This window comes from Streptomyces sp. NPDC052042 (assembly GCF_044548345.1).
GTDB lineage: Bacteria > Actinomycetota > Actinomycetes > Streptomycetales > Streptomycetaceae > Streptomyces.
On sequence record NZ_JBIUBU010000003.1, the window covers coordinates 101,908 to 126,395 of the forward strand.

A 24,488-nucleotide genomic window follows, 5' to 3' on the forward strand; every position below is an offset into this window, starting at 1 on the left:
CCGTAGAATTGACCCAACACCCGGCCGGCGCGGTCGGGTGGTGACCCGAGGAGCCACCCTTGGCTGCTGAGCTGCACGTCGAGCTGGTCGCAGCGGACCGGAATGTATGGTCCGGCGAGGCCACTTTGGTCGTCGCGCGCACCACGTCCGGCGACATCGGCGTCATGCCCGGTCACCAGCCGCTTCTGGGTGTGCTGGAATCGGGCCCGGTGACGATCCGTACGAGCGACGGCGGAACGGTGATCGCCGCTGTGCACGGCGGTTTCATCTCGTTCGCGGACGACAAGCTGTCGCTGCTCGCGGAGATCGCGGAGCTGGCGGACGAGATCGACGCCCAGCGCGCCGAGCGTGCGCTGGAGCGCGCGAAGGCGGCTACGGATGCCTCCGCCGAGCGGCGCGCCGAAGTACGACTGCGCGCGGTGGCGGTGCGCTAGCGCACCGCGACAACGTAGTTTTACCCTCAGCCGCGGCACGGCCTGGAGACCCCTCCGGACCGTGCCGCGGCTGAGGCGATGCAGATGCCTGTGTAGTTCTGGTGTATCCGTTACTCGACGACGCGAGGAGGTCGGTGGAGATGTTCCTCGCGCTGTGGGTGGGCGGGACCGTCATCGTCCTGGTCCTGGTGGGACTCTTCGTCTTCGGTCTGCGCCGCAGGCTGATCCAGCGCTCCGGCGGCACCTTCGACTGCAGTCTGCGGTGGAATGTGCCGGAGGAGCCGGACGCCTCGGGCAAGGGCTGGGTGTACGGGGTCGCCCGGTACAGCGGTGATCAGGTCGACTGGTTCCGCGTCTTCTCGTACGCGCCCCGTCCGCGGCGGATCCTGGAGCGTGCCTCGATCGAGGTGATCGCCCGTCGGATGCCGGAGGGCGAGGAGGAGCTGGCGCTCCTGTCCGATGCCGTGGTGCTCGGCTGTCTCCACCGGGGGACGCGCCTGGAGCTGGCCATGAGCGAGGACGCGCTGACCGGCTTTCTGGCCTGGCTGGAGGCGGCTCCGCCCGGCCAGCGCGTCAACGTGGCCTAGTGCTTGGCCGCCGTTCGCCCGGGGAGCGGGGAGCGGGGAGCGCGGCGCCGGGGACCCGATCCCGCCCCGGACCAGAAGTGAGGTGAACGGGCGCCCCCTTCGCGAAGGGGGCGCCCGTGACCGTGTGTTTTCGGTGCTCCGTTACGCGTGCGCGGCCGACCGGTCCGCTCCGGAGGGAAGACCCCCGGCCGACAAGGGCCGGGGCCGGTGTCTTCCCGGAGCGGGGACCTCCGCCGCGGAGAGCCCGGCCAGGCGTTCGGCGGCCGTACCGAGGGCCGGCCGGCAGCCGCCTGAGGCGGGGCCGCGCCGAGCGGATCTCCCGCCCGGCCGGGCGGCGGTGTCGAGGCGGCTCGCCCCCGGAGAGAGCGGGCCGGCGGACGCGGAGACGCGAAAACCGGGGAGACAGGGGGCGGTCCTGTCTCCCCGGTGGCTTCCGGAGAGTCGCACGGCGTCCGGTCGGCGCCGTGCGAGGGGGTTACTTCAGGCCGTTGCTGATCGCGCTGACCAGCTCACCGTTGGCCGTGTCGCCGCTGAACTCCCAGAAGAACGCGCCTCCGAGGTTCTGGTTCTTCGCCCAGTTCATCTTCCCGGCGATGGTGGACGGGGTGTCGTAGCTCCACCAGTTGTTGCCGCAGTGGGCGTACGCCGTGCCGGCGATCGTCCCGGTGACGGGGCAGCTGGTCTTGAGGATCTTGTAGTCCTCCATGCCCGCCTCGTACGAGCCGGGGGCCGCGCCGGTGGCGCTGCCGCCGGGGGCGGACTGGGTGACGCCGGTCCAGCCGCGGCCGTAGAAGCCGATGCCGAGCAGCAGCTTGGACGCGGGGACGCCCTTGGCCTTCAGCTTGGCGATGGCGTCGGCGGAGTTGAAGCCGGCCTGCGGGATGCCGTCGTACGAGGTCAGCGGGGAGTGCGGGGCCGTCGGGCCCTTCGCCGTGAAGGCGCCGAAGAAGTCGTACGTCATCACGTTGTACCAGTCCATGGACTGGGCGGCGCCCGCGTAGTCGGTGAGGTCGATCTTTCCACCGTCGGAGGCGTCGGCCGTGATGGCGGCCGTGACCAGGTTCTTGCTGCCGAACTTGGCGCGGAGCGCGGAGGAGAGGGCCTTCAGCGCGTTCGGGCCGCTGGTGTCACAGGTCAGACCGCAGGCGTTGGGGTACTCCCAGTCGATGTCGATGCCGTCGAAGACATCGGCCCAGCGGGGGTTCTCCACCAGGTTGTAGCAGGACTCGGCGAACGCGGCCGGGTTCTTCGAGGCCTCACCGAAGCCGCCGGACCAGGTCCAGCCGCCGAACGACCACAGGATCTTGATGTGCGGGTACTTCGCCTTCAGCTTGCGCAGCTGGTTGAAGTTGCCGCGCAGGTCCTGGTCCCAGGTGTCCGCGACGCCGTCGACCGACTCCTGGGCGGTGTACGCCTTCTCGTAGTCGGCGTAGGAGTCACCGATCGTGCACTTGCCGCCCTGGACGTTGCCGAAGGCGTAGTTGATGTGCGTGATCTTCTCGGCGGAACCGGAGGTGACCAGGTTCTTGACGTGGTAGTTGCGCTGGTAGACGCCCCAGTTGGTGAAGTAGCCGAGGTTGATCTTGTCACTGGGGCCGGGGGTCTCGCCGCCGCCACCGGTGGTGCGGACGTTCACCGAGCCGCTGACCGGACCGGTCTGGTCTGCGGTGTCGCGGGCCCGCACGGTGTACGAGTAGTCGGTGCCCTTGGTCAGGCCGGTGTCGGTGTGGGTGGTCCCGGTGACCGTGGCGACGACCGCGCCGTCGCGCAGCACGTCGTAGTTCTTGATGCCCTTGTCGTCGGTCGCGGGGGCCCAGCTCAGCTTGACCGAGGTGTCGGTGATGTTGCTGGCGGTGGGGGTGCCGGGCGCGGAGGGGGCGTTGTCGCCGGGGACGCTGCCGCCGTCGCAGGGGTTGCCATTCAGCTTGCAGCCGCTGGGGGCACCGGAGCCGGTGCCGTTGAAGCCGAAGGAGACGCTGGCGCCCGGGGCGATCGTGCCGTTCCAGCTGAGGTTCTTGGCGGTCCAGTGGTTGTTGGAGCCGGTGACGGTGGCGTCCCAGGCGGAGCCGACCGCGGTGCCCGAGGGGTAGTCCCACTCGATGGTCCAGGAGGACAGGGCGGTGGTGCCGGTGTTCTTCACCGTCCACTGGCCCTCGAAGCCGCCGCCCCAGTCGGACTTCTTGAGGTACGTGGCGGTCGCCGAGGTGGCGGCCTCGGCGGGGGAGGCCAGGCCCACCATGGCGGCGAGCGGAAGGAGCAGCGCGGTTACGCCCGCGACCGCTCTGGACTTGGTGGCTCTGCCGGACCCGAGTCTGAATCGGGTCCGGCGTTGGGGGGTCTCAGTGCTCAACGGTGCTCCTCGGGTGAGGTCCGGACAATCGGGGGTGGTCCGTGGACTGCAATCCCTGCGCCGCCCAGAGCACGCCTTGTCATGGCGCACTCACCGCAGTGTGCTGTGCGGTGAGATTAGGAAGGTCTGGACCAATCGTCAAGAGGTCTGGACCAAAGATCGCGTGTCGGGCTCACACGCCCAACTCCTGTGCCAGCACGGCGGCCTGCAGTCGGCTGCGCAGCCCCAGCTTGCCCAGCACCCTGCTGACGTGTGTCTTCACCGTCGCCTCGGCCATCGAGAGCCGCACCGCGATCTCCGCATTCGAGAGCCCCTCGCCGAGGCAGCCCAGCACCTCCCGCTCCCGCCGGGTCAGGGAGTCGAGCACCGCCGGATCGGGGGCGTCCGCCGTCCGCGCGGGGCGCGTACCGGCGAACTCCGCGATCAGGCGGCGGGTGACCGCCGGGGCGATCAGTCCCTCGCCGCGCGCCACCGCCCGTACCGCTTCGAGCAGTTCGCGCGCCTCGGCGTTCTTCAGCAGGAAACCCGCCGCTCCCGCCCGCAGCGCGCCGAAGACGTACTCGTCCAGGTCGAACGTCGTCAGCACCAGCACGTCCGCGAGTCCCTCGGCCGTCACCTGTCGTGTCGCCGAAACCCCGTCCAGACGCGGCATCTGAACATCCATCAGCACCAGATCCGGCCGAAGCTCGCGGGCCAGCCGCACCGCCTCCTCACCGTCCCCCGCCTCGCCGACGACCTCGATGTCCGGCGCACTGCGCAGGATGAGCGCCAGCCCCGCACGCACGGCCGACTGGTCCTCGGCGATCACGACCCGGATGGTCATGCCCTCACGTTCCCTTCCGTCGCGGGCAGTTCGGCCCGCACCCGCCACATCCTCGTCCCGGCACGGTCGTTCACCGGCCCCGCCTCGATCGTGCCGCCCAGCAGGGCCACCCGCTCCCGCATCCCCACCAGGCCGGCCCCCGATCCCGGTGCGCGCGGCCCGGAACGTCTTCCGAGCACGCTGGCGACCTCCACCGTGAGCGACGACCCGGCCCGCCCGAGCCGCACCGAGACCGGGCCGGGAGCCGCGTGCTTGAGCGCGTTCGTCAGCGATTCCTGGACGATCCGGTAGGTGGCCAGCTCGACGGGTGCGGGCACCGGTCCCCGCTCCTCGCGCGTGTCCTCGAAGGTGCAGGTCAGTCCGCTCGCCCCGGCGTTCGTACGGGCCTGCTCGACCAGAGCGTCCAGCGAGTCCAGGGTCGGCGAGGCGCTCGGCTCCGCGTCCGCGTCCCCGGTGCGCAGCAGCCCGATCAGCCGGCGCATCTCGGCGAGTCCCTCGACGCTGTTCTCGCGGATCACCCCCAGCACCTCGCGCGAGGTGGCCGGGTTGTCGAGGGAGAGCGCGGCGGTGGAGTGGATCGCGATCGCCGACAGGTGGTTCGCCACCAGGTCGTGCAACTCGCGGGCCATCCGGGCGCGTTCCGCGATCACCGCCTGGGCGCGGTCCATCTCGGCCAGCAGCGTGGTCTGTTCGGCCCGCAGCCGGGCCGCCTCGGCCGCGTCGCGGTGGTTGCGGACGCTGACCCCGGTGATCGCGGGCCCGAACGAGACCACACCGGTGATGATCCCGATGAGCAGGGCCTGCGAGTTGCGGAACCATGCCAGGAAACCGATCGTGACCGCGACCGTGATCAGGAACGTGGTCACCGGGATGCGGCGGGCGGCGGACGGCGTCCCGTACAGCACCGCCGCGTACATGAGATCGGTGAACATCACGACGGTCGCCAGGTTCCCGATCGTGAACTGGTCCGCGACCAGCGCGAGCGTGCCGACGACCAGCCCCGTCTGCGGAGCCGTCCTGCGGACGAGTTCGAGCGCCGAGACGACCGCGAGCGGCAGCAGACAGACCCAGGGGGCGACGAGGTCCCGGCCGCTCTGCGTGTGCAGCCCCAGCGCCCACAGGAGCAGACCGCCGAGCAGGCCGATGACCGCGATGAGTACGTCGTGGCGGTGCGGGCGGAGGAAGGAGAGCACGCTCCCATCCAACACGTCCGCCCGGCCGCGGGCCTCGGTGCCGCGGGTGATGTGCGCGTACATCGAAGGATGCAGCCGAGGTTCGTCACCGGCGACGAGGCGTCCGGGCGGCGCGTCCGGGAAGCTGGGTTGGACGGGAAGGAGACGTGGTGATCGTCACGTTGATCGTGCTCTGCGAGGTCGGCTTCTGGGTGCTGCTGGCCGCCGGACTGGCGCTGCGGTACCTGGCGAAGAAGCCGCGCCTGGGTGCGGCCGTGCTGCTGTGCGAGCCGCTGCTGGAGGTCGTGCTGCTGGTGGTGGCGGCGATCGACCTGAAGAACGGGGCGGAGCCGGGGTTGCGGCACGGGGTGGCCGCGGTCTACATCGGCTTCACGGTGGGGCTCGGCCACTCCACGATCCGCTGGGTCGACGCCCGGGTCGCCCACCGCTTCGCCGGCGGACCGCCGCCGGTGCGGCCACCGAAGTACGGCATGGCGCGCGCGGTGCACGAGTGGAAGGTCGCCGCGCGCTGGACGGTCGCCGCGGTGACGGCGATGGCGCTGCTCCAGGCGGCGATCTGGTACGTGGGCGGGGACGGCGATGCCTCGACGCTCCAGCAGTGGCAGCAGAGGATGCTGTTCGTGATCGGGATCAACGTCGTCATCGCGGGGAGCTACACGCTCTTCCCGAAGCAGGAGCCGGCCGGGACACGGGGACCGGCGGCGGAGCGCGAGCCGGCCGAGAAGCCGTGAACCGGCCGTACGGGCGCGACGACCGTGCCCGTACGGCGCGCAAGGACCCACGGCCGGCCCGCGCAGGGCGTCGGCCACCGCACCGCCGTCCGGCGGCCGCGCGGGCCGGAGCGGCTACCGCTCCCCGCCCGGCACCCACAGCACGTCCCCGACCTCCTTGTTCGCCGTCCTCGCGAGGATGAACAGCAGGTCCGAGAGCCGGTTGAGATACGTCGCCGTCAGCGCGTTCATCGTCTCGCCGTGCACCTCCAGCGCCGCCCAGGTGGAGCGCTCCGCGCGTCGGACCACCGTGCACGCCTGGTGCAGGAGCGCCGCCCCCGCCGTACCGCCGGGCAGGATGAAGCTGCGCAGCTTCTCCAGCGATTCCAGGAAGCGGTCGCAGTCCGCCTCCAGCTTGTCCACGTAGCTCTGCTCCACCCGCAGCGGCGGGTGCTTCGGGTTCTCGACGACCGGGGTCGACAGGTCCGCGCCCACGTCGAACAGGTCGTTCTGCACGCGGACGAGGACCTTCACGACGTCCTCGGGCAGCCGGCCGAGCGCGATCGCCGTGCCGATGACGGCGTTGGCCTCGTTCGTGTCGGCGTACGCGGCGATGCGCAGATCGGTCTTGGACGTCCGGGACATGTCACCGAGGTGGGTGGTGCCCTGATCGCCGGTGCGGGTGTAGATACGTGTCAGGTTGACCATGCGGCCAGCCTAAGGGCTGCCCCGCCGTCCCGGGTGGGCCGACGGCGACCGCCGCGGCGCCTCGCCGCATCGCCCGGACGCCCGTGCACATCGGCACGCCGCGTACATCCGGTCCGCGGGCGTCCCTCCGCCTCGCGGTGCGCCCCGTCCGACGCCGCGCCCGCCGGTCCACCGCGGATCACGGGGCAGCCCTCGGGCCGGGTCCGGCGGGGCGCACCGTCCGCGACGGGTGGTTTTGCGCCACAACGGAGGGGCGCTGCTCGTCGAGGACCGGGGCGGAGTGCGCGGACCAGGACGCGCGGAGGGCTCGGAGCACGAGGAGCGCGCGGGCCGTCAACTGCGCCCCGAGCGCCGCCGGATGACGGGTGGCGGTGTGATGTCCGTCATGTGAGACGTGACGCGCATCTCTTCATGGCCACAGGACCTCTCACGGGTACTACTCTCCGCCGGAGAGCAATGTGAACAACCGTTATGACCGGGCCGCGCAGGGATCACGCGCGGGGACCCGCCGCAGAGGCGAACACGAACCGAGGGGTGCAGACGTGGCCAGGAAGCTCGCCGTCATCGGAGCCGGACTCATGGGATCCGGCATCGCGCAGGTCTCCGCCCAGGCGGGCTGGGACGTCGTGCTGCGCGATGTCACCGACGAGGCCCTGACCCGCGGACGGGACGGTATCAAGGCCTCGTACGACAAGTTCGTCTCCAAGGGGAAGCTGGAGGCGGCGGACGCCGAGGCCGCGCTCGCCCGCATCACCCCGACCACCGATCTCGACGCGGTCGCCGACGCGGACATCGTCGTGGAGGCCGTGTTCGAGAAGCTCGACATCAAGCACGAGATCTTCCGGTCCCTCGACAAGATCGTCCGGGAGGACGCGGTCCTCGCCTCCAACACGTCCGCCATCCCGATCACCAAGATCGCGGCCGTGACGGAGCGCCCCGAGCGCGTCGTCGGTGTGCACTTCTTCTCCCCGGTCCCGATGATGCAGCTGTGCGAACTCGTCCGCGGCTACAAGACCAGTGACGAAACCCTCGCCACCGCACGGGAGTTCGCCGAGTCGGTCGGCAAGACCTGCATCGTCGTCAACCGGGACGTGGCCGGCTTCGTCACCACCCGGCTGATCTCGGCGCTCATCGTCGAGGCCGCCAAGCTGTACGAGTCCGGCGTCGCGTCGGCCGAAGACATCGACATCGCCTGCAAGCTGGGTTTCGGGCATGCCATGGGCCCGCTCGCCACGGCCGACCTGACCGGCGTCGACATCCTTCTGCACGCGACGAACAACATCTACACCGAGTCGCAGGACGAGAAGTTCGCCGCACCGGAGCTGATGCGCCGGATGGTGGACGCCGGTGACATCGGCCGCAAGAGCGGGCAGGGCTTCTACACGTACTGATCCTCTCGTCCTGCGGGCCCGGTCCGCCGTCGGCCGGGCCCGCGGGACCGGGACGCATGCCGGCACATCCGGGCCCGTCCGGGGCCGCGTCGCACCGCGGTCACCCCACGGAGTGAAATCGGCATTGGTTCGCTTACAGACGGCAACTTCCCTGTCTCCGGCGCAGTCAGTTGTGTGAGAGACAGAACAGACAGACGAAACCCACAACGGAGATGCACCGGGAGCGCATATGCACATCAGGGGCGATCACGTCGAACTGGTCGTCGGGGGCCGCCTCGACGTCCGAAGCGCGGCGGACGCCCGTACGGCCCTGCACTCGGCCCTCGACGACGGAGTCGGCGACCTGGTGCTCGACCTGACCGAGCTGGACTCCTGGGACGCCACCGGGCTCGGCGTCATCATGGGCGCCCACCGACGGGCCGGGCGGGCCGGCCGGCGGCTGGTGCTGCGGGGTGTGCCGCCGCAGATGCAGCGTCTGCTCGTCGCGACCCGGCTGCACCGCATCCTGGCGATCGAGGGTGGAATCGCCGCGGACACCCTGCCGCGCGTATAGCACCGGCCCGGACCGTGCGTACGGGGGGCCGGGCCCGCTCCGAAGCGGCCCGTTCGGCTCGTACGCGGACATCGGGCGACAGCCCCGCCCCGTCCGGGCGTATCCGCCCCCGGGCCCCGAAGCGTCCGGATGCGGCCATGCGGTGCACAGGAACATCACATTCCGTACGAGAGCGTGCGCATCGGACGGACCGGACCCCCGGCTGTGCGTGGACACCTCGCTACGGTCTAGGGTCGGCCCGTCCGCCGATTGACGGAACCCACCGGGCGGACTCCGGACCGGAGGCCACAGCAGGGCGTACGAGGCCGGGAGGGACAACCGTGCGCGACGCGTCTGGGGGCTTTGGCGATGGACCCGACACACCAGGGGCCGGAGGAGTACGGCCGGGACGGCGGCGGACCCGGCGAGGCGGCCGACGGACGGCAGTCCTCCTCCGCTCCGCCGCCGGGCGCCCCGCACCGGGCCGGCGGCCGGGCTCCCGCCTCCCCGGACGCCGGTCAGCAGACGCCGCACCCGGCCCGTGTCGTCCGGCTCATATCGGGTGACTACCTCCTCACCGTCAACCCCGTCGACGGCAGCGAGGTCGAGCTGTGCCCGCCGGGGGAGCGGCCCGTGGCGCCGGTGCGGCGCACCGCGGCCGACCGCGCCGACCGCGAGCGTGCCGCCGCGCCCCCCGTGCCGCCGGGGCCGCCCGCCCCGCAACCACCCCTGCTGGAGCGCACGGAGGAGCGCGAGCGGCTGGTACGGCTGCTGACCCGCGGTCGTTCCGTGCGGCTGACCGGGCCGGCCGGCTCCGGCCGCACCACCCTGCTGAACGCCGTCGCCGCCGACTGCGCCGAGGTCGCTCCGGACGGCGTCGTACGGCTCTCCGGCCACAAGAGGACCGCGACCGACCTGCTGTACGCGCTCTTCGAGGCCGTGTACAAGGCGCCGCTGCACCGGCCGGACCGCGCCGTGCTCCTCGACCACGTCCGGGGCATCGGCGCCGTCGTCGTCCTCGACGACCTGGAGTTCGGCGGGGCCGCCCTGGAAGAACTGCTCGACGCCACACCGGAGTGCGCCTTCGTCTTCGCGACGACCCCGGACGTCGTCGCTCCCACCGCGGACTCGTACCTCGAAGAGGTCTTCCTCCCCGGCCTCGGCCGGGGCTCCTCGACCGAACTGCTGGAGCGGCTCGTCGAACGCCCGCTCACCGACGAGGAGAAGAACTGGGCGGGAGACCTCTGGTTCGAGTCGGAGGGGCTGCCGCTGCGCTTCGTCCAGGCGGCCGCCCTGCTGCGCCGACGCGACCGGATGCGCGCCGACCCCGAGACCCACGACGTGCCCGCCCCGCACGACGGCGTGGACCGCCCGTCCGTGCGGTCGCCCTTCGGGCACGACGAGGCCGTCGACGGCGTCCACATACCGCTGCCCGGCCTCGGCGAGGCCGCGGCGCCCGCCGCGCTGCTCGCCTCACGGCTCAGCGAACCCGCCCGCCACACGCTGCGGTTCGCGGTCGCGCTCGGCGGCGAGATACCACACCAGGCGCACCTTCCGGCTCTGGTCGGGGACACCCACGCGGACGCCGCGCTCGGCGAACTGGCCGGCTGCGGGCTGCTCTCCCCGGCCGGTTCCCGCTACCGGCTGGCCGCGGGGGCGGTCGCCCAGCTGGAGGCCGCCGGATACGGCGACGACAGCGCCGAGCGGGCCCGCGGCGCGGCCCAGCACTATGCCTGGTGGGCCGGGCACCCCTCGGTCACCCCGGCCCGGACGGCCGCCGAGGCCGACGCCGTCATCGCCGCCATGGCACGGCTCGTCCCCGGCGAGGAGGCCGGAGGGATCAGCGCGGCCGTGCTGCTGGCCCGCAGCGCGGCCCCGGCCTTCGCGGCGGGACTGCACTGGGGGGCCTGGGAGAAGGCCCTGCGGATCGGTCAGGAGGCGGCCAGGATCGCCGGTGAGGTCGCCGAAGAGGCGTACTTCCACCATGAGTTGGGTGTGCTGGCGCTCTGCTCCGGGAATCCGGAGCGGGCCAGGACGGAGCTGGAGACGTCGATCGGCATGCGCGGGGCGCTCGCCGACAAGCCGGGCATGGTGGTCGGGAGGCGCGCACTCGCCCTGGCCGCGGACCGGGTCGGCATGCCCCTGCCCGGGGGGCCTGTCCCCGGCGCCCTGCCGCCCGGCGCTCCCGTGCCCGGTGGGCCGACGCCCCAGAACCCCGTCCCCGGCGGTCCCGTGCCGGTGGCCCGCCCGGTGGCGGGCCCGCGGAACGACGACACGGCTCCGCTGCCCACCGGGCCGGCGACCGCGGCCCTGCAGAAGCCCGCGCGGCCGTCCGACACGGCCGCCACCGAGGTGATCTTCCCGCAGAGCGCCCCCGCCACCGCGCCGGGAGCACGGAAGGGGCGCCTCGCCCTGCTGGGAGGCGCCCGGCGCAACCTCGTCGCGGCGGGGGCGGGCGTGCTCCTCGCCGCCGCGCTCGGCACGGTCGTGGTGCTGGGCATGACGTCCGGCGACGGTGGGAAACCGGGCGATCCCCGCATCACCTCCGAGGAGTCCCCGGGCCAGGACGACGGTGAGAACGGGGCGTCGGACGACGGACCGGCGGACGGATCCCCGTACGGGGACGACATGTCGGAGGAGGGCGTGGTGCCGCCCGGCCCGTCCGACAGCGGCCTCGAACCGAGCGCGAGCGAGACGCCGTCCCCGGACGCCATGGAGCCCAGCGGCAGCTCCGCGCCGGGCACCCCGGCCGATGGCGGCTCCTCGCCGGGCACCCCGACCGGCCCCACCGTCCCCACGAAGCCGTCCACGCCGACGGCGCCGGCGAGCCCGAGCCCGAGCGAGACGGAGGACAACCCCCCGGAGCCGACCGAACCGGCCACGGAACCGCCCTCGCCGTCCCCGCCGGAGGGCACCACCGACTCGGCGAGCGGAGCGACCTCTCCCTCCCTCTCCCCGTCGTCCGAGGACGCGGACGGGGCGTCACCGGTGGTCTGAGCCGCGACGGCGGGCGCCGGGAAGCGCGTCACCCCCGGCACCGGACGCCTGGAAGCACCCGCAACCGGCGCCGGGCGCCGGGAAGCGCCGAAGCCCTGAGCGCTGATGCCGGCAAACGCCTCGACGCCGGACGCGCGAGCCGCGTCCGGCGTCGAGGGGCGGCGGGGGAGCCTGGGAGGAAGCGGGTCAGAACAAGCGCAGCTTGTCGTCCTCGATGCCGCGCAGCGCGTCGTAGTCGAGGACCACGCAGTCGATCCCGCGGTCCGTCGCCAGCACCCGGGCCTGCGGCTTGATCTCCTGCGCCGCGAAGACGCCCTTCACCGGGGCGAGGTGGGGGTCGCGGTTGAGCAGCTCCAGGTAGCGGGTCAGCTGCTCCACTCCGTCGATGTCGCCGCGCCGCTTCAACTCCACGGCCACGGTCCCGCCGTCGGCGTCCCGGCAGAGGATGTCGACGGGGCCGATGGCGGTGAAGTACTCGCGGCGGATCAGGGTGTAGCCCTCGCCGAGGGTCTCGATCCGGTCGGCGAGCAGTTCCTGGAGGTGCGCCTCGACGCCGTCCTTGATGAGGCCCGGGTCGACGCCCAGCTCGTGGGACGAGTCGTGGAGGACCTCCTCCATCGTGATGATCAGTTTCTCGCCCGCTTTGTTCACCACGGTCCAGACGTCCGGGGCGTCGTGGGTGCCTTCCTTCAGGGTGCAGGGCGGCGACATCCAGTTGAGGGGTTTGTACGCCCGGTCGTCCGCGTGGATCGACACGCTCCCGTCCGCCTTGACGAGGATCAGACGGGGGGCGGAGGGCAGGTGGGCGGTGAGCCGGCCGGCGTAGTCCACGGAACAGCGGGCGATGACGAGACGCATGGTCGGCAACGCTACTCGACGACGGGTGCCCCGCGCGATTCTCCCCCGTCCGCCCCGTGCGCACCCGTCCGCCCGCGACTGGAGCGGACATGACCAGACCGGTCCCTTTCGGGCTTGCCCCTCTTTGCTCCCCTTCGTTGTTGGCCGGTTGTGTTCCCAATCTCCTGGTGCGGCCAGGACCTCACCCTTACCGTGTTAGCAGGAGGTCGCCGTGTGTGCACGCTGCGTCGCGTTCCTCCCTGCCCTGCCCGTAAGGCCCCGGCCCGGCGTCGGGGCCGCGAGAGGAGAACCCATGTCGCTCGACGTCTCACCGGCGCTGTTGGAACAGGCCGAGCGGGGCGAGGTCGATGAAGCGGACTTCGTCGACTGCGTCCGGACCTCCCTGCCCTACGCGTGGGAGATGATCAGCTCGTTGGCGGCCCGGTTGGAGGCCGACGGCGGGGAGTTCGCCGACAATCAGACGCCCCCGCCGGACGAGCAGGCCCGTGGTCAGCTGCTGCGTGCGCTCGCGAGTGATGCGATACGCGGAGCTCTGGAACGGCACTTCGGTGTGCGGCTGGCATTCCAGAACTGCCACCGCGTCGCGGTGTTCCCGTTGGACGCCTCGGTCGACGAGCGGCTGGCCCGCTTCACCTCGGTGAGGGGCCAGTTGCTCAATCAGTCGCCAGAACTGCGGGACTGCTGAAGCCCGTTCGGCGGCAGGGCCTGTCCGGCCATGAGCCGTCGGGCAGGCCCTGAGCACGCGTCGCCGTTCCGGCCCCGGAGGCGTGGCCGGAACCGGGGCGACGGCCCGTACCCCTGAGGGCGCGGGCACGGAACGGCAGCACCTTGCCGTTCGGGCGGGAGTGGCGGCCCCCTGTGTCCGACGACGCATCGGCAGGGCAGCGGCCCACACGTCCCGCGGTGGCTCAGGCGAGGAGCGGCAGCACCTCCGTGCCCAGCCGCGCCACGTTCTCCTCCGTGGCTGTCAGTTCCCCGGAGCCCTCCACCAGGAGGGCGAAGCGGGTGATGCCCGTCCGCTCGGCGGTGGCGGCGAGCCGGTCGGCGGCCAGCCGGGGCGGACCCACGGGATGAAGACCGCACAGCAGTTCCGTGTAGGCGACGGGGTCGCGCATCACCCGGTGCCGGCCGTCGGCCGTCACATGGGCGCCCAGGCCCTCCCGCAGCCAGCCGGGCATCGCTTTGACGAGGGACTCCACCGCGTCCTCGGCGCGGTCGGCGATCTGGGCGACTCCGGCGGACACATGTCCGGCCGCCCGGACGCTCTCCGGCGAACGGCCCGCGGCGAGGGCGGTGGTGCGCCACAGGGCGATCATCTCCGCCTTCTCCTCGTCCCCGCAGTGCATGCCGAGGAGCATCGGCAGCCCGTGCTCCGCGGCGAGCCGCACCGTCCCGGGCGAGGTGCACGCGACGACCACCTCCGGGCCCTGGGCCCCCTCGCCCCCGCGCCCGGGGGCTTCGGGTCCGGCGGGGCCGTATCCGGCGAGCGGCTCGTCGGCCCGGGGGACCACCGCCACCTCGCGGAAGCCGTACCGCGGCCCCTTCCCCGCGACCCTCGGCCGGGACAGCCAGTCGAGCAGCAGCTCCAAGGACTCCGGGAAGCCCTTCTCGTACGCCTCCAGGCCCCCGCCGAACACCTCCAGGTCCACCCACGGGCCGCCCCGGCCGACGCCGAGCGTGAATCTGCCGCCGCTGGAGAGGTGGAGCAGCGCGGTCTGTTCGCCCAGCGCGACCGGATGCTGGGTCGGCAGCACGCTCACCGCCGTGCCCACCCGGATCCTGCGGGTGCGGCCGAGCAGCAGCGCGGCCAGGGTGACGGCGGACGGGCAGACCCCGTACGGAACGAAGTGGTGCTCCGCCAGCCAGACCGAGTCGAGCCCCGATTCCTCCGCGACCTCGGTGGACCGGATCGCGCGATGCAGCGCCTCACCCGGACCCTGTCCCGGAAACTGGGCTGCCAGTACGAACGTTCCCACGCGCATCGCCAATTGCCTCCTCGCGGCCGACGCGGTCTCTCACCTACGGGCAACAACGTCTGACACGTGCCCAAGGCACGGCACGGCGACAGGCTGTTCCGATTGTCCGGTAAGTCGGTAAAGTCTGACGGAACGTTTCCGCGTGACGGGGGGCGTGCGGCTGGGCCGAATGGCTCTACGCTTGGGGAGAACTGCCCGGTCCATCTGTGAGGTGTCCCGTGTCCCCGCGCCGCAACCGCCCCCGAGGCGGCGAGAGTTTCCACGAGCGAGCAGTGGAGCAGGGGGTCCGCTACGGGGGCGGCGGACGCGTCGAGGAGTGGCAGGGGGAGGAGTGGTCGGTGCGCCCGGTCAGCGGCGCGAGCGCGGGGGGAAAGCGGTACCGCTGCCCCGGCTGCGACCAGGAGATCCCGCCCGGCGTCCCGCACCTGGTGGCCTGGTCCGAGCACGGCGGGGTCGACGACCGCAGGCACTGGCACAAGGCGTGCTGGAATGCGAAGGACCGCCGCACCACGCGGGTGCAGCGGTCCAGGAACGCGCCCCGGTACTGACCTTCCGGGCGGTTCGGGAGGCTCGGGCCGGGGCGGAGCCGGTGTCCGGGCGGGGACGGTCACACGTCCCGGCGCTCCAGCGTCGCGTAGGCGGCGGCCATGGCCACGGCCGTCACCCCGAGCGTGATCCACAGCGCGTCCCAGCCGGTCGGGCCGGAGCCGACGACCGAGGTGTCGTAGAGCGAGCTGAGCTGGCTGGGGACCGAGTACAGGAAGAGCGCCTCGCGCAGACCGGCCAGGGACTCCGAGAACATGAAGATCCCCAGCGCCAGCGGCAGCAGCACCACGCCGATCATGATCGTGATGGCACCGGCGGAGTGCCGGACGAGTACGCCGACCGCCAGGGAGAGCAGTCCCAGCAGCGCGATGTAGAGCCCGACGCCGATCGTGGCGCGCAGCCAGTCGTCCGTGCTCGCCTCCTTGCCGTCCAGCATGGACGTCTGCACCGCGCCGACCACGGCGGTCGACACGGTGGTGACGGCGAAGGTGAGCAGGAAGAAGACGCAGGCCTTGGCGGTCAGCACCCGGGAACGGCTGGGGCAGGCCGTCAGCGTCGTCCGGACCAGGCCCGTCCCGTACTCGGACGTGATGGTCAGCACGCCGAGCGTGATCACGCAGATCGAGCCCAGGAGCACCCCGAAGAAACCGAAGCTGAGTTCGGGGACATCGTCCATGCGGGCGTCGGTCAGCGTGAGCATGACGGCAGCCAGGACGCCGAGGCCGAGCACCAGAACGATCATGACGCCGAGCGTCCATACGGTGGAGCGCACCGAGCGGATCTTGGTCCACTCGGCGAAGAACGCGTCGGTGAGGGTGGCGGGCCGCACCGGGATCGGGGAGGTGTAGGACCCGGCCGGGACGCCCCGTCCGGCCGGGTGGGGGAGGGGGGCCCGCGGCTGGCCGGATGCCTGCGGGGTCGGCGGTGTCGTCATCGGGCGTCCTCGCTGGTCTGGCTCGTGGTCGGGTCCGCGTGCGGCGCGGGCGGCACACCCGGGACAGGCGTCGCGGACGCGGGAGGTGCGGAGAGGTCCTTGCCGGGGGGCGGTGGGGCGTACCAGTTCTGCTGCGGCACCTCGGGGACCCGCTGCCAGGCGTCCGCTTCACCGGGTTCGTCGGGCGTCGGCTGCCGCAGCCCGGCCTTCTCGTCGGCCGTCGAACGGTAGTCCACGGCGCCCTGCGTCATCCGCATGTACGCCTCCTCCAGCGACGCCTGGTGCGGCGAGAGCTCCCACAGCCGGACGTCCGCCTCATGGGCCACGCCACTGATCCGCGGCAGTGCCAGTCCGGTGACCCGCAGGGCCCCGTCCAACTCCGACAGCACCCGGCCGCCCGCCTCGATGAGCGAGGCGCTGAGCTTCTCCCGCTGGTCGAGAGCGCCGTCCGGGACCCGCACCCGGGCGAAGTCGGCCGAGTTGGCGGCGATGAAGTCCTTCACGCTCATATCGGCGAGCAGCCGTCCCCGGCCGATCACGATCAGATGGTCGGCGGTGAGCGCCATCTCGCTCATCAGATGGCTGGAGACGAAGACCGTACGTCCCTCCGCCGCGAGGGCCTTCATCAGATTGCGGACCCAGAGGATGCCCTCGGGGTCGAGCCCGTTGACGGGTTCGTCGAAGAGCAGCACCTGGGGGTCGCCGAGCAGTGCCGCCGCGATCCCGAGCCGCTGGCCCATGCCGAGCGAGAAGCCCCCGGTGCGCTTTCGCGCGACCTCCTGCAGGCCGACGACCCCGAGCACCTCGTCGACCCGTGCGGCCGGGATGCCCGCCAACTGCGCGAGCGAGAGGAGGTGATTGCGGGCACTGCGCCCGCCGTGCACCGCCTTGGCGTCCAGCAGCGCGCCCACCTGGCGTGGGGCGTTCGGCAGCCGGCGGAAGGGGTGGCCGCCGATCGTGACCTGGCCCGACGTGGGCTGATCCAGTCCAACGATCATGCGCATGGTGGTGGACTTGCCCGACCCGTTGGGGCCGAGGAATCCGGTGACGGTACCGGGCCGCACCTGGAAGGAAAGGTTGTCCACGGCCGTCGTCGCGCCGTAGCGCTTGGTCAGGCCGACTGCCTCGATCATGCTTCAGCCCCATTGACTCTTGTCCGTCGTCGGGGCCGGGCCGTCCGGCCACACACCCCCGTAAGGGTTAAGAGAATATCCAGCCCTTGACGGATGCGGCCAAGCCGCACCGCCGCGCGGCGTCGTGGACCGGACGTCTGCGGGGGGCCGTGCGGGGCGTCGCGGGGGGTGCCTCGCCCTCCCCCATCACGCGTCGGTCCTCCTCGTACCGCGTGCCCCGGGCGGCCTACCCCTTCGCACGCGCGCGCCGCGTTTCTCCCCGCGCTCACTCGGTTCTCACGCGTCGCGCTTCTTCAGTACGAGGTAGCCCCCGGCCAGCGCCGCCGCCACCCAGGCCACCAGAATGCCCAGTCCGCCCCAAGGCCCGTAGGGGCTCGGGGTGCTGTTCATGGCATCCGGGACCACCTGCATGATCTTGGAACCGGCCTGGTCGGGGAAGTAGCGGGCGACCTTCTTCGCGCCGGGCACCACCGACAGGATCTGGGAGACCAGGAAGAAGAACGGCATCAGGATGCCGAGCGACAGCATGGAACTGCGCAGTATCGTCGCCACGCCCATGGAGAAGATCCCGATCAGGCCCATGTACAGTCCGGCGCCGACGACCGCGCGCAGGACGTGGGGCGCACCGATGTCCGTGCCGAGGTCGCCGAGCAGGGCCTGGCCGAGGAAGAACGAGACGAAGCCGGTCACGATGCCGACCGCCAGCGCCAGCACACCGGCCACCGCGATCTTGCTGAAGAGGAACGTGCCGCGCCGGGGCACGGCCGCCAGCGAGGTGCGGATCATGCCCGAGCTGTACTCCGTGCCGACCACGAGCACGCCGAAGACGACCATGGCGAGCTGACCGAGGACCATGCCGGAGAAGCTGATCAGGGTCGGGTCGAGGGTGGCCCGTTCCATGGGCGGGAGGTCGTCGAACTGGGCGTTCATCAGGGCGCAGAGCGCCCCGCTCATCAGAACGGTCACGACGAACGCGCAGACCAGGGTCCAGACGGTCGACGAGACCGTACGGATCTTGGTCCACTCGGAGGTCAGGACCGCGGGTACCGATGCCATCGTCGTCAGACCTCCTTGCCGGCGGTGCCGGCCGTGCCAGTGGTGCCGGTGAGGCCGTTCGCGTCGGGGGCGCCGGGGGCGTCGGGGGCGTCGGGGGCGTCGGGGGCGTCGGGGGCGTCGGGGGCGTCGGGGGCGCCGGGGGCGCCTGCGGCGCCGGCCGTGCCAGTGGTGCCGGCGGTCAGCCGGTCGTACTGCTCACCCCAGCGCGGGCCCGGAGGCAGCGGTGCCCCGGGTTCCGAGTGTGCGTGGTACTCGACCGCGTCGGCCGTCATCCGCATGAACGCCTCCTCCAGGGAGGCCCGCTGGGAGCTCAGCTCGTGCAGCACGATCCGGTGCCGGGCCGCCAGCTCGCCCAGCGCCTCGCTGGTGGCGCCGTCGATCTCCAGCACACCGCTTTCCGCCTCGACCGCGGTCAGCCCCTCCGCGTGCAGCACGTCCCGCAGCCGCTCCTGCTCCGGGGAGCGCAGCCGCACGTAACTGCGGGAGTTCCGCTGGATGAAGTCGGCCATCGAGGTGTCGGCGAGCAGCCGGCCCTGGCCGATCACGATCAAGTGGTCCGCGGTGAGGGCCATTTCGCTCATCAGGTGCGAGGAGACGAAGATCGTCCGCCCCTCGGCCGCGAGGGCCTTCATCAGATGGCGGATCCAGTGGATGCCCTCGGGGTCCAGTCCGTTGACGGGTTCGTCGAAGAGCAGCACCCGGGGGTCGCCGAGCAGTGCCGCCGCGATCCCGAGCCGCTGGCTCATGCCGAGTGAGAAGCCACCCGACTTCTTCCGCGCGACCGGGGTCAGGCCGACGATGTCCAGCACCTGGGCGACCCGGCTCGCCGGGATGCGGTTGCTCTGCGCGAGGCAGAGCAGATTGTTGTACGCGCTGCGCCCGCCGTGCATGGACTTGGCCTCCAGCAGCGCGCCGACGCACTTCAGGGGATCGTCGAGCCGGCTGTAGTGCCGGCCGTCGATGCGCACCGAACCGCCGGTCGGGTTGTCGAGACCGAGCACCATCCGCATCGTGGTCGACTTGCCCGCCCCGTTCGGTCCCAGAAAACCCGTCACCATGCCGGGGCGGACCCGGAACGAGAGCCGGTCCACCGCGACCTTGCTCCCGAAGCGTTTCGTGAGGCCATCGAGCTCGATCATGAGTTCACGCTAGAACGCCCGAGCGCCCGGCGCCACCACAGGGGTGGAGCCGGGCGCGTCAGGTGCACGCGGAGATACGGTCGCGGCCTGCCGGGTCAGCGGGTCTGCTGGGCCGGGACACCCCGGGCGGACGACTCCTCGTCGACGGGGGAGCCCGCGGCGGCCACCGCGGCACCGGTGAGCGTCGCCAGCATCTCGCGGACGTTCGTCAGCTGGGCGTTGATCGAGTCGCGGCGGTTGGTGAGCGCCGCCAGCTCGCGCTCCGACTCGCTGCGGATCCGGTCGGCCTTCGCGTTCGCGTCGGCCACGATGTCCTCGGACTGGCGCTGCGCGGTCTCGACCGTCTGGCGGGCCCGGCGCTCGGCGTCCGTACGGAGCTTCTCGGCCTCCAGGCGGAGCTGCTCGGCGCGGTGCTCGATCTCGGCGAGACGCTTCTCGGCCTTGGCCTGACGGGACGCGAGGTCGCGCTCCGACTGGTCGCGGCGCTTGGCCAGGTTGGTCTCGAAGTCCGCGGCGGCCTGGGCGGCCTTGGCCCGCGTCTCCTCGAAGAGGGCGTCCGCCTCCTCGCGCTTCTGCGCGGCGTCCTTCTGGGCGTCCGCGCGCAGCGTGCCGGCCTCGCCCTTGGCCTTCTCGATGATGCGCGCGCCCTCGTCCTCGGCCTTCGCCTTGCGGTCGGCGGCGAACGTCTCGGCGTCGTTGCGCACCTGCTGGGCGGCCGACTCGGCGAGCTCGCGGTGCTGCTCGGCGGCGTGGCGGGCCTCCTCGCGCAGCTCCTTCGCCTCCTCCTCGGCCAGGCGGAGAATCTTCTCCACACGCGCGCCGAGACCGGCGTACGACGGCTCCGCGTCGCCCACCTGGGCCTGGGCGTTCTGCGTCTCGAGGTGCAGCTCCTCGATCCGCTTTTCCAGAGACGTGATGCGGGTGAGGGCTCCGTCGCGGTCGGCGACGAGCTTGGCGATGCGGTCATCCACCTGACCGCGGTCGTACCCACGCCGCACGAGCTCGAAGCCAAAGGGGGAGGAAGGGTCGCTCATGAGGTTCCTGTCGAAAGAGACCGGTGAGGTGTTAGGGGGAATCCTAGGCGCCGGAACGGCGTGTCATCGAGTGGATGCGGGTTTGATCTGGAGAATGACGCCCCTTTTGGGTGGCCGGCCCCCGTAACTCTTGCCACCCGGAGGCTTGAACCTCCCATTCTCGGCGCGGACATGACGCGACGCTAGTTGCTGGACGACTTGCCCCCCGAGCGACCGCTCGCGGAGGCCCCGGTTTTGACGGCGCCGTTGGAACCACCGCCCGAGCCCTTGCCGTTCGCCGGCGTCTCGAACGACTCCAGGGCCTCCAGCACGTCCTGCACGCGGGAGATCTCGGTGTTGATGTCCGCGCGACGGCGCATCAGCACGTCGAGTTCGCGCTGGCCCTCGTCCACCATGCGCTTCGCCTCGGCCTCGGCGTCGGCCCGCAGCTTCTCGGCCTCGCGGACCAGCGTGGCCTTCTTCTGCTCGGCCTCCTTCAGCAGCGACTCGGCCCGCTTCACCGCCGCGATCCGGACCTTGCTCGCCTCCGAATTCGCGTTCGCCAGCAGCTCCTTGGCCTTGGCCTCGGCATCCTCGCGCTGCTCGGTCGCCGCCTTCATCAGCTTGTCGACGCGCTCGCCCGCCGCCTTCATCTGCTCGGCCGTCTCGCGCCGGGCCCGGTCGTGCAGCTCCTCGATCTCGCCCTCGATCCGGGCCCGCAGCTCCTCGGTCCGCTCCCGGATGGCCGTGGCGTCCCGGCGCGCGCCGACCAGCAGTTCGTCGGCGTCCGTGCGGGCCTGCTCCACCAGGGAGTTGCCCTGCACGGTCGCCTCCGAGGTGATCCGCACGGCCTCCTTGCGGGCGGCGCCGACCATCGTGTCGGCCTGCTTCTCCGCCTCCGTGGCGGTGCGCAGCGACTCCTCGCGGGCCTTCTCGACGAGCTGGTCCGCCTGCTCGGCGGCGTCGGAGCGGCGCTTCGCCGCCGACTCCCGCGCCTCGTCGAGCAGGCGGTCCGCCTCCTCGCGTGCTTCGGCGCGCATCCGCTCGGCAGCCGCCTCCGCCTCGGCGTGTGCCCGCTCCGCCTCCTCGCGGGTGCGGGACGCGTGCTCCTGCGCCGACGCGACGGTGGCCGCCGCCTCCGCGCGCAGCCGCTCCGCCTCGGCCGTCGCCTCGCCCGTCACCTGCGCGGCCTGCTGCTTCGCCTCGTCGACCAGCTGGGCGGCCCGCTGGTTCGCCGCGTCGACGAGCTCGGTGGCCTGCCGCGTCGACTCGGTGCGCAGCTTCTCGACCTCGCTCGTCGCCTCGCCCACCAGCCGGTCGGCCTGGGCAGCCGCCTCGGACCGCATCCGGTTGGCGTCCTCGCGGGCCTCGGCCCGGCTGCGCGAGGCGTCCTGCTCGGCCGACGCCAGCGCGTCGGACGCCTCGGTACGCATCCGCTGGCTGTACTCCGCGGCGTCCGCGCGCAGCCGCTCCGACTCGGCGATCGCCTCCGCGACGGTCCGCTCGGCCATCGCCTTCGCGGCCTCGGCCTCCTCGCGCGCCTCCTGGCGGATGCGGGCCGCGTCCTCGCCGGCCCGGTCGCGCTCCGCGTACGCGTCGGTGCGGACCCGGTCCGCCTCCTCCTGCGCCTCGGACTTCGTCCGCTCCGCGGCGTGCTCGGCGGCCGAGCGCAGCCCGGCGATCTCCTCCTCGGCCTGTTCGTGGAGCCCACTGACGGCGTCCCGCACCTTCTGGGCGGACTGCTCGGCCGCGGCGACCAGCTCGGCCGCCCGGCCGTCCGCCTCCTCGACCAGGCGCTGGGCCTCGGCCTGAGCCTCCTCGACCCGCTTGCGGGCGGAGGCGAGCAGTTCCTCGCTCTGCTCGCGGGCCCGCTCGCGTTCCCGGCCCGCCTCGGACCGGGCCGCTTCGAGGGTCTCCTCGGCCTCCCGGCGGCGCCGGTTGGCCTCCTCCCGCGCGGCCTCCAGCGCCTCGGCGGCCTCCTTCTCCACCCGCTCGGCGGTGGCCGCCGCCTCGGACCGCAGCCGGTCGGCGCTCTCCTTGGCCTCGGACTTGAGCCGTTCCGCCTCGGCCGCGGCCTCGGACCGCAGCCGTACGGCCGCGGACTCGCCCTCCGACCGCGCCTTGGCGGCGTCCGCGGCGGCCTCGTCGCGCAGCCGCTCCGCCTCGGCCTCCGTCTGCTCGCGCAGCGTCCGCAGCCGTTCGGCGGCCTCCGCGCGCAGCCGCTCGGACTCCTCGTTCGTCTCGCGCCGGATGCGCTCCGCCTCGGCGCGCGCGTCCGTGAGCTCCTGCTCGGCGGTGGTGACCTTGGCCTCTGCCTCGGCGCGCAGCCGGGCCAGCTCCTCGGCCGCCTCCGCCTGCCGTGCCGCGACCGCGCCCTCGGTCTCCTCACGCAGCTCCGCCGCCGCCCGCTCCGCCGCGGTGGTGGTGGACCCGGCCTGCTCCTCGGCCTCGGCCCGCAGCTGCTCCGCCTCGCCGCGGGCGCGCTCCAGGGCCTCCTCGGCCTGCTTGCGCAGCGAGGCGGCGCGCTCGGCCGCCTCGGCACGGACCCGTTCGCTCTCGGTGGTCGCGGTGGCGCGCAGCTCCTCCGCGTCGCCCTTGGCCTTCGCCAGCAGCTCCTCGGCGGTCTTCGCGCCCTCCTCGATCTGCTGGACGGCCTCGCGGCGGGCCTCGCCCCGGATCCGCTCGCCCTCGGCGACCGCCTCGGAACGGAGCTGCTCGGCCTCGCCGCGCAGTCGGCGCGCCTCCTCCTGGAGCTCGACGGTCCTGGCCCGGTACTCCTTGGTGTCGTCCTTGGCCGCGCCCTTGAGCTGATCGGCCTGCTCGGCCGCCTCGGCGCGCAGCCGGTCCGCCTCGGCCTCGGCCTCGCCCCGGATCCGCTCGGCCTCCTCGCTCGCCGCGCGGGTGGTGGACTTCGCGTCCTCGGCCGCCTTGGTCAGCACTTCCTCGGCGGACCGGGCGGCCTTGGCGAGCTGGGCAGCGGCGTCCTCGGCGGCGGCCGAACGGGCCTTCTCGGCCACCTCGGACTTCAGCCGGTCCGCCTCGGCGCGGGCGTCGGCGAGCGCCTGCTCGGCCTCGGCCCGGAGCGTCTCGGCCTCCTTGGTGGCCTCGCCGACCAGCCGGGCTACCTCCGACCTGGCCGTACGCGTGCGCTGCTCGTTCTCCGACTCGGCGGCGGCCAGCCGCTTGACGGCCGCCTCCCTCGCCTCCGCGGTGGCCTTCTCGGCCTCCAGCCGGGCCTCGCGCAGCCGGGTCTCGGCCTCCTGCATGCGCTGTTCGGCGGCCCGGTTCAGCTCGGCGGTCCGCTGCCGGGCCTGCTCGGTCTCGGCGGTGGTCGACGAACGCAGCTGTTCGGCGTGGCTGGTGGCCTCCTGCGCCTGCGCGGAGGCGGTGCTCAGCATCCGCTCGGCGTCCTTGCGGGCGCGCAGCAGGAGCGTCTCGGCCTCGGAACGGGCCGTCTCGGCCTCGGCGCCGAGCCGCTGCCGGGTCTCCTCCGCCAGCCGGCCGACCTCCGTCTGTGCCGCCGCCAGCGCCCGTTCGGCCTCGGCCCTGGAATCGTCCAGCAGCCTGCGCGCCTGCGACTCCGTCCGGGCCCGCAACTGCTCGGCCCAGGCGACGTTCTCGTTGACGTGCGACTCGACGGTGCGGCGGCGTTCGGCCAGTTCCTGGTCGAGCTGCTGGCGCCGCTGCACGGCCTCGTTGTGCAACTCGGCCTGGAGCCGCGCCTGATGCTCGGCGTGCTCCTGCAGGATCCGCTGCGTCTGGGCGCGGGCCTCGCGCAGTTCCCGCTCGGCGTCGCTGCGCAGTTGCTCGGCCTGGATCTGCGCGTTGCGGATCAACTGCTCGGCCTGGTAACCGAGGTCCGCGTTGTCGTACGCGGGGCGGTTGGCGAGGTTGCGCCGAGCCTCGTGCAACTTGGCGCGCAAGACCTCGACCTGGTAACCGAGGTCCTCGGCGTGCTGGACGGCCTTCTCCCGGTCGGTCCTCAGCCGGTCCATCTCGGCTTCGAACCGTGAGAGATGGTCGTCGTCAGCTCGGTGGCTCTCCTGGCGTTCGTAGCCCCGCACTGCGCGGTCCCATCCGTCCCATGGTCGCAACTCTCCAACGAGTA

At 72.5% G+C, this 24,488-nt stretch carries 21 protein-coding genes; 9 read left to right on the forward strand and 12 right to left on the reverse strand.

Features of this window, described 5'->3' with window-relative positions; all coding sequences use genetic code 11:
- The first annotated feature begins 59 nt into the window (after nt 1–59).
- Together ACIHCL_RS07885 and ACIHCL_RS07890 are read left to right on the forward strand one after the other, a co-directional pair.
- Nucleotides 60–434, forward strand: a complete 375-nt coding sequence (locus ACIHCL_RS07885; protein ID WP_399858246.1) for a F0F1 ATP synthase subunit epsilon — start codon at nt 60–62, stop codon at nt 432–434.
- Nucleotides 435–574: 140 nt separating this feature from the next.
- The gene (locus ACIHCL_RS07890) at nt 575–1,021 is read left to right on the forward strand and encodes a DUF2550 domain-containing protein (protein WP_399858946.1); all 447 of its coding nucleotides are present in this window, start codon (nt 575–577) and stop codon (nt 1,019–1,021) included.
- A 475-nt stretch (nt 1,022–1,496) separates the two neighbouring features.
- Here the strand turns inward: ACIHCL_RS07890 and ACIHCL_RS07895 are convergent, their stop codons facing one another.
- From ACIHCL_RS07895 to ACIHCL_RS07905, 3 genes are all read right to left on the reverse strand, one after another.
- Nucleotides 1,497–3,371 carry a glycosyl hydrolase family 18 protein gene (locus ACIHCL_RS07895; RefSeq protein WP_399858247.1) on the reverse strand — a complete coding sequence of 625 codons (1,875 nt, stop codon included), beginning with the start codon at nt 3,369–3,371 and terminating at the stop codon, nt 1,497–1,499.
- A 172-nt stretch (nt 3,372–3,543) separates the two neighbouring features.
- Nucleotides 3,544–4,194: a response regulator gene (locus tag ACIHCL_RS07900; protein ID WP_399858249.1), complete on the reverse strand. Its 651-nt coding sequence runs from the start codon at nt 4,192–4,194 to the stop codon at nt 3,544–3,546.
- Nucleotides 4,191–5,387 carry a sensor histidine kinase gene (locus ACIHCL_RS07905; protein ID WP_399858948.1) on the reverse strand — a complete coding sequence of 399 codons (1,197 nt, stop codon included), beginning with the start codon at nt 5,385–5,387 and terminating at the stop codon, nt 4,191–4,193. The genes ACIHCL_RS07900 and ACIHCL_RS07905 overlap by 4 nt, the downstream gene beginning before the upstream one ends.
- Nucleotides 5,388–5,536: 149 nt before the next feature.
- Here ACIHCL_RS07905 and ACIHCL_RS07910 point away from each other — a divergent pair, with 149 nt between their 5' ends.
- Nucleotides 5,537–6,118 carry a hypothetical protein gene (locus ACIHCL_RS07910; protein WP_399858252.1) on the forward strand — a complete coding sequence of 194 codons (582 nt, stop codon included), beginning with the start codon at nt 5,537–5,539 and terminating at the stop codon, nt 6,116–6,118.
- 114 nt (nt 6,119–6,232) lie between these two features.
- On the opposite strand, the gene ACIHCL_RS07915 is transcribed toward ACIHCL_RS07910, so the two are convergent.
- The gene (locus tag ACIHCL_RS07915; protein ID WP_399858253.1) at nt 6,233–6,805 is read right to left on the reverse strand and encodes a cob(I)yrinic acid a,c-diamide adenosyltransferase; all 573 of its coding nucleotides are present in this window, start codon (nt 6,803–6,805) and stop codon (nt 6,233–6,235) included.
- Between the two features lie 229 nt (nt 6,806–7,034).
- Here ACIHCL_RS07915 and ACIHCL_RS07920 point away from each other — a divergent pair, with 229 nt between their 5' ends.
- The 4 genes from ACIHCL_RS07920 (at nt 7,035) to ACIHCL_RS07935 (ending at nt 11,725) form a co-directional block, all read left to right on the forward strand.
- Entirely contained in the window at nt 7,035–7,196 is a 162-nt protein-coding gene (locus ACIHCL_RS07920) for a hypothetical protein (RefSeq protein WP_399858257.1), read from the forward strand.
- A gap of 151 nt (nt 7,197–7,347) precedes the next feature.
- Complete coding sequence (locus ACIHCL_RS07925) at nt 7,348–8,196, forward strand: 3-hydroxyacyl-CoA dehydrogenase family protein (protein ID WP_399858260.1); 849 nt, start codon at nt 7,348–7,350, stop codon at nt 8,194–8,196.
- 229 nt (nt 8,197–8,425) lie between these two features.
- Nucleotides 8,426–8,749 (forward strand): STAS domain-containing protein, encoded by a 324-nt coding sequence (locus tag ACIHCL_RS07930; RefSeq protein ID WP_399858262.1) that lies wholly within the window; start codon nt 8,426–8,428, stop codon nt 8,747–8,749.
- Between the two features lie 348 nt (nt 8,750–9,097).
- Nucleotides 9,098–11,725, forward strand: a complete 2,628-nt coding sequence (locus ACIHCL_RS07935; protein ID WP_399858265.1) for an ATP-binding protein — start codon at nt 9,098–9,100, stop codon at nt 11,723–11,725.
- Between the two features lie 186 nt (nt 11,726–11,911).
- Here the strand turns inward: ACIHCL_RS07935 and nucS are convergent, their stop codons facing one another.
- Entirely contained in the window at nt 11,912–12,583 is a 672-nt protein-coding gene (nucS, locus tag ACIHCL_RS07940) for an endonuclease NucS (protein WP_399858268.1), read from the reverse strand.
- A gap of 292 nt (nt 12,584–12,875) precedes the next feature.
- On the opposite strand from nucS, the gene ACIHCL_RS07945 reads away from it, so the two are divergent.
- A complete protein-coding gene (locus ACIHCL_RS07945) occupies nt 12,876–13,268 on the forward strand; it encodes an SCO5389 family protein (RefSeq protein ID WP_399858269.1) in 393 nt (130 codons plus the stop codon).
- A 223-nt stretch (nt 13,269–13,491) separates the two neighbouring features.
- Here the strand turns inward: ACIHCL_RS07945 and ACIHCL_RS07950 are convergent, their stop codons facing one another.
- Complete coding sequence (locus ACIHCL_RS07950) at nt 13,492–14,565, reverse strand: LLM class flavin-dependent oxidoreductase (RefSeq protein WP_399858271.1); 1,074 nt, start codon at nt 14,563–14,565, stop codon at nt 13,492–13,494.
- Nucleotides 14,566–14,777: 212 nt separating this feature from the next.
- Between ACIHCL_RS07950 and ACIHCL_RS07955 the strand changes: the two genes are divergently transcribed.
- Nucleotides 14,778–15,107 carry an ATP/GTP-binding protein gene (locus ACIHCL_RS07955; RefSeq protein ID WP_399858273.1) on the forward strand — a complete coding sequence of 110 codons (330 nt, stop codon included), beginning with the start codon at nt 14,778–14,780 and terminating at the stop codon, nt 15,105–15,107.
- A 59-nt stretch (nt 15,108–15,166) separates the two neighbouring features.
- On the opposite strand, the gene ACIHCL_RS07960 is transcribed toward ACIHCL_RS07955, so the two are convergent.
- The 6 genes from ACIHCL_RS07960 to scy all read right to left on the reverse strand — a co-directional run bounded on the left by ACIHCL_RS07960 (nt 15,167) and on the right by scy (nt 24,444).
- Nucleotides 15,167–16,039 (reverse strand): ABC transporter permease subunit, encoded by an 873-nt coding sequence (locus ACIHCL_RS07960; protein ID WP_399858275.1) that lies wholly within the window; start codon nt 16,037–16,039, stop codon nt 15,167–15,169.
- Nucleotides 16,036–17,172, reverse strand: coding sequence for an ATP-binding cassette domain-containing protein (locus ACIHCL_RS07965; protein WP_399858278.1), 1,137 nt, complete (start codon nt 17,170–17,172; stop codon nt 16,036–16,038). Before ACIHCL_RS07965 ends, ACIHCL_RS07960 begins: the two co-directional genes overlap by 4 nt.
- 276 nt (nt 17,173–17,448) lie before the next feature.
- The gene (locus ACIHCL_RS07970; protein ID WP_399858280.1) at nt 17,449–18,228 is read right to left on the reverse strand and encodes an ABC transporter permease subunit; all 780 of its coding nucleotides are present in this window, start codon (nt 18,226–18,228) and stop codon (nt 17,449–17,451) included.
- Nucleotides 18,229–18,233: 5 nt separating this feature from the next.
- On the reverse strand, nt 18,234–19,367 hold the full coding sequence (locus ACIHCL_RS07975; RefSeq protein WP_399858283.1) for an ABC transporter ATP-binding protein: 1,134 nt from the start codon (nt 19,365–19,367) through the stop codon (nt 18,234–18,236).
- A 95-nt stretch (nt 19,368–19,462) separates the two neighbouring features.
- Nucleotides 19,463–20,401, reverse strand: coding sequence for a cellulose-binding protein (locus ACIHCL_RS07980; RefSeq protein ID WP_399858286.1), 939 nt, complete (start codon nt 20,399–20,401; stop codon nt 19,463–19,465).
- A gap of 182 nt (nt 20,402–20,583) precedes the next feature.
- Nucleotides 20,584–24,444 carry a polarized growth protein Scy gene (gene scy / locus ACIHCL_RS07985; protein ID WP_399858288.1) on the reverse strand — a complete coding sequence of 1,287 codons (3,861 nt, stop codon included), beginning with the start codon at nt 24,442–24,444 and terminating at the stop codon, nt 20,584–20,586.
- Nucleotides 24,445–24,488 lie beyond the last annotated feature (44 nt).

Excerpts from the sequence above, each read along its gene's own strand:
- ACIHCL_RS07945 (WP_399858269.1), top strand. The coding sequence starts at position 12,876 with ATGTCGCTCGACGTCTCACCGGCGCTGTTGGAACAGGCCGAGCGGGGC.
- ACIHCL_RS07890 (WP_399858946.1), top strand. The coding sequence starts at position 575 with ATGTTCCTCGCGCTGTGGGTGGGCGGGACCGTCATCGTCCTGGTCCTG.
- ACIHCL_RS07935 (WP_399858265.1), top strand. The coding sequence starts at position 9,098 with ATGGACCCGACACACCAGGGGCCGGAGGAGTACGGCCGGGACGGCGGC.
- nucS (WP_399858268.1), bottom strand. The coding sequence starts at position 12,583 with ATGCGTCTCGTCATCGCCCGCTGTTCCGTGGACTACGCCGGCCGGCTC.
- ACIHCL_RS07950 (WP_399858271.1), bottom strand. The coding sequence starts at position 14,565 with ATGCGCGTGGGAACGTTCGTACTGGCAGCCCAGTTTCCGGGACAGGGT.
- ACIHCL_RS07930 (WP_399858262.1), top strand. The coding sequence starts at position 8,426 with ATGCACATCAGGGGCGATCACGTCGAACTGGTCGTCGGGGGCCGCCTC.
- ACIHCL_RS07965 (WP_399858278.1), bottom strand. The coding sequence starts at position 17,172 with ATGATCGAGGCAGTCGGCCTGACCAAGCGCTACGGCGCGACGACGGCC.
- ACIHCL_RS07960 (WP_399858275.1), bottom strand. The coding sequence starts at position 16,039 with ATGACGACACCGCCGACCCCGCAGGCATCCGGCCAGCCGCGGGCCCCC.
- ACIHCL_RS07915 (WP_399858253.1), bottom strand. The coding sequence starts at position 6,805 with ATGGTCAACCTGACACGTATCTACACCCGCACCGGCGATCAGGGCACC.
- ACIHCL_RS07980 (WP_399858286.1), bottom strand. The coding sequence starts at position 20,401 with ATGAGCGACCCTTCCTCCCCCTTTGGCTTCGAGCTCGTGCGGCGTGGG.
- ACIHCL_RS07900 (WP_399858249.1), bottom strand. The coding sequence starts at position 4,194 with ATGACCATCCGGGTCGTGATCGCCGAGGACCAGTCGGCCGTGCGTGCG.
- ACIHCL_RS07970 (WP_399858280.1), bottom strand. The coding sequence starts at position 18,228 with ATGGCATCGGTACCCGCGGTCCTGACCTCCGAGTGGACCAAGATCCGT.
- ACIHCL_RS07975 (WP_399858283.1), bottom strand. The coding sequence starts at position 19,367 with ATGATCGAGCTCGATGGCCTCACGAAACGCTTCGGGAGCAAGGTCGCG.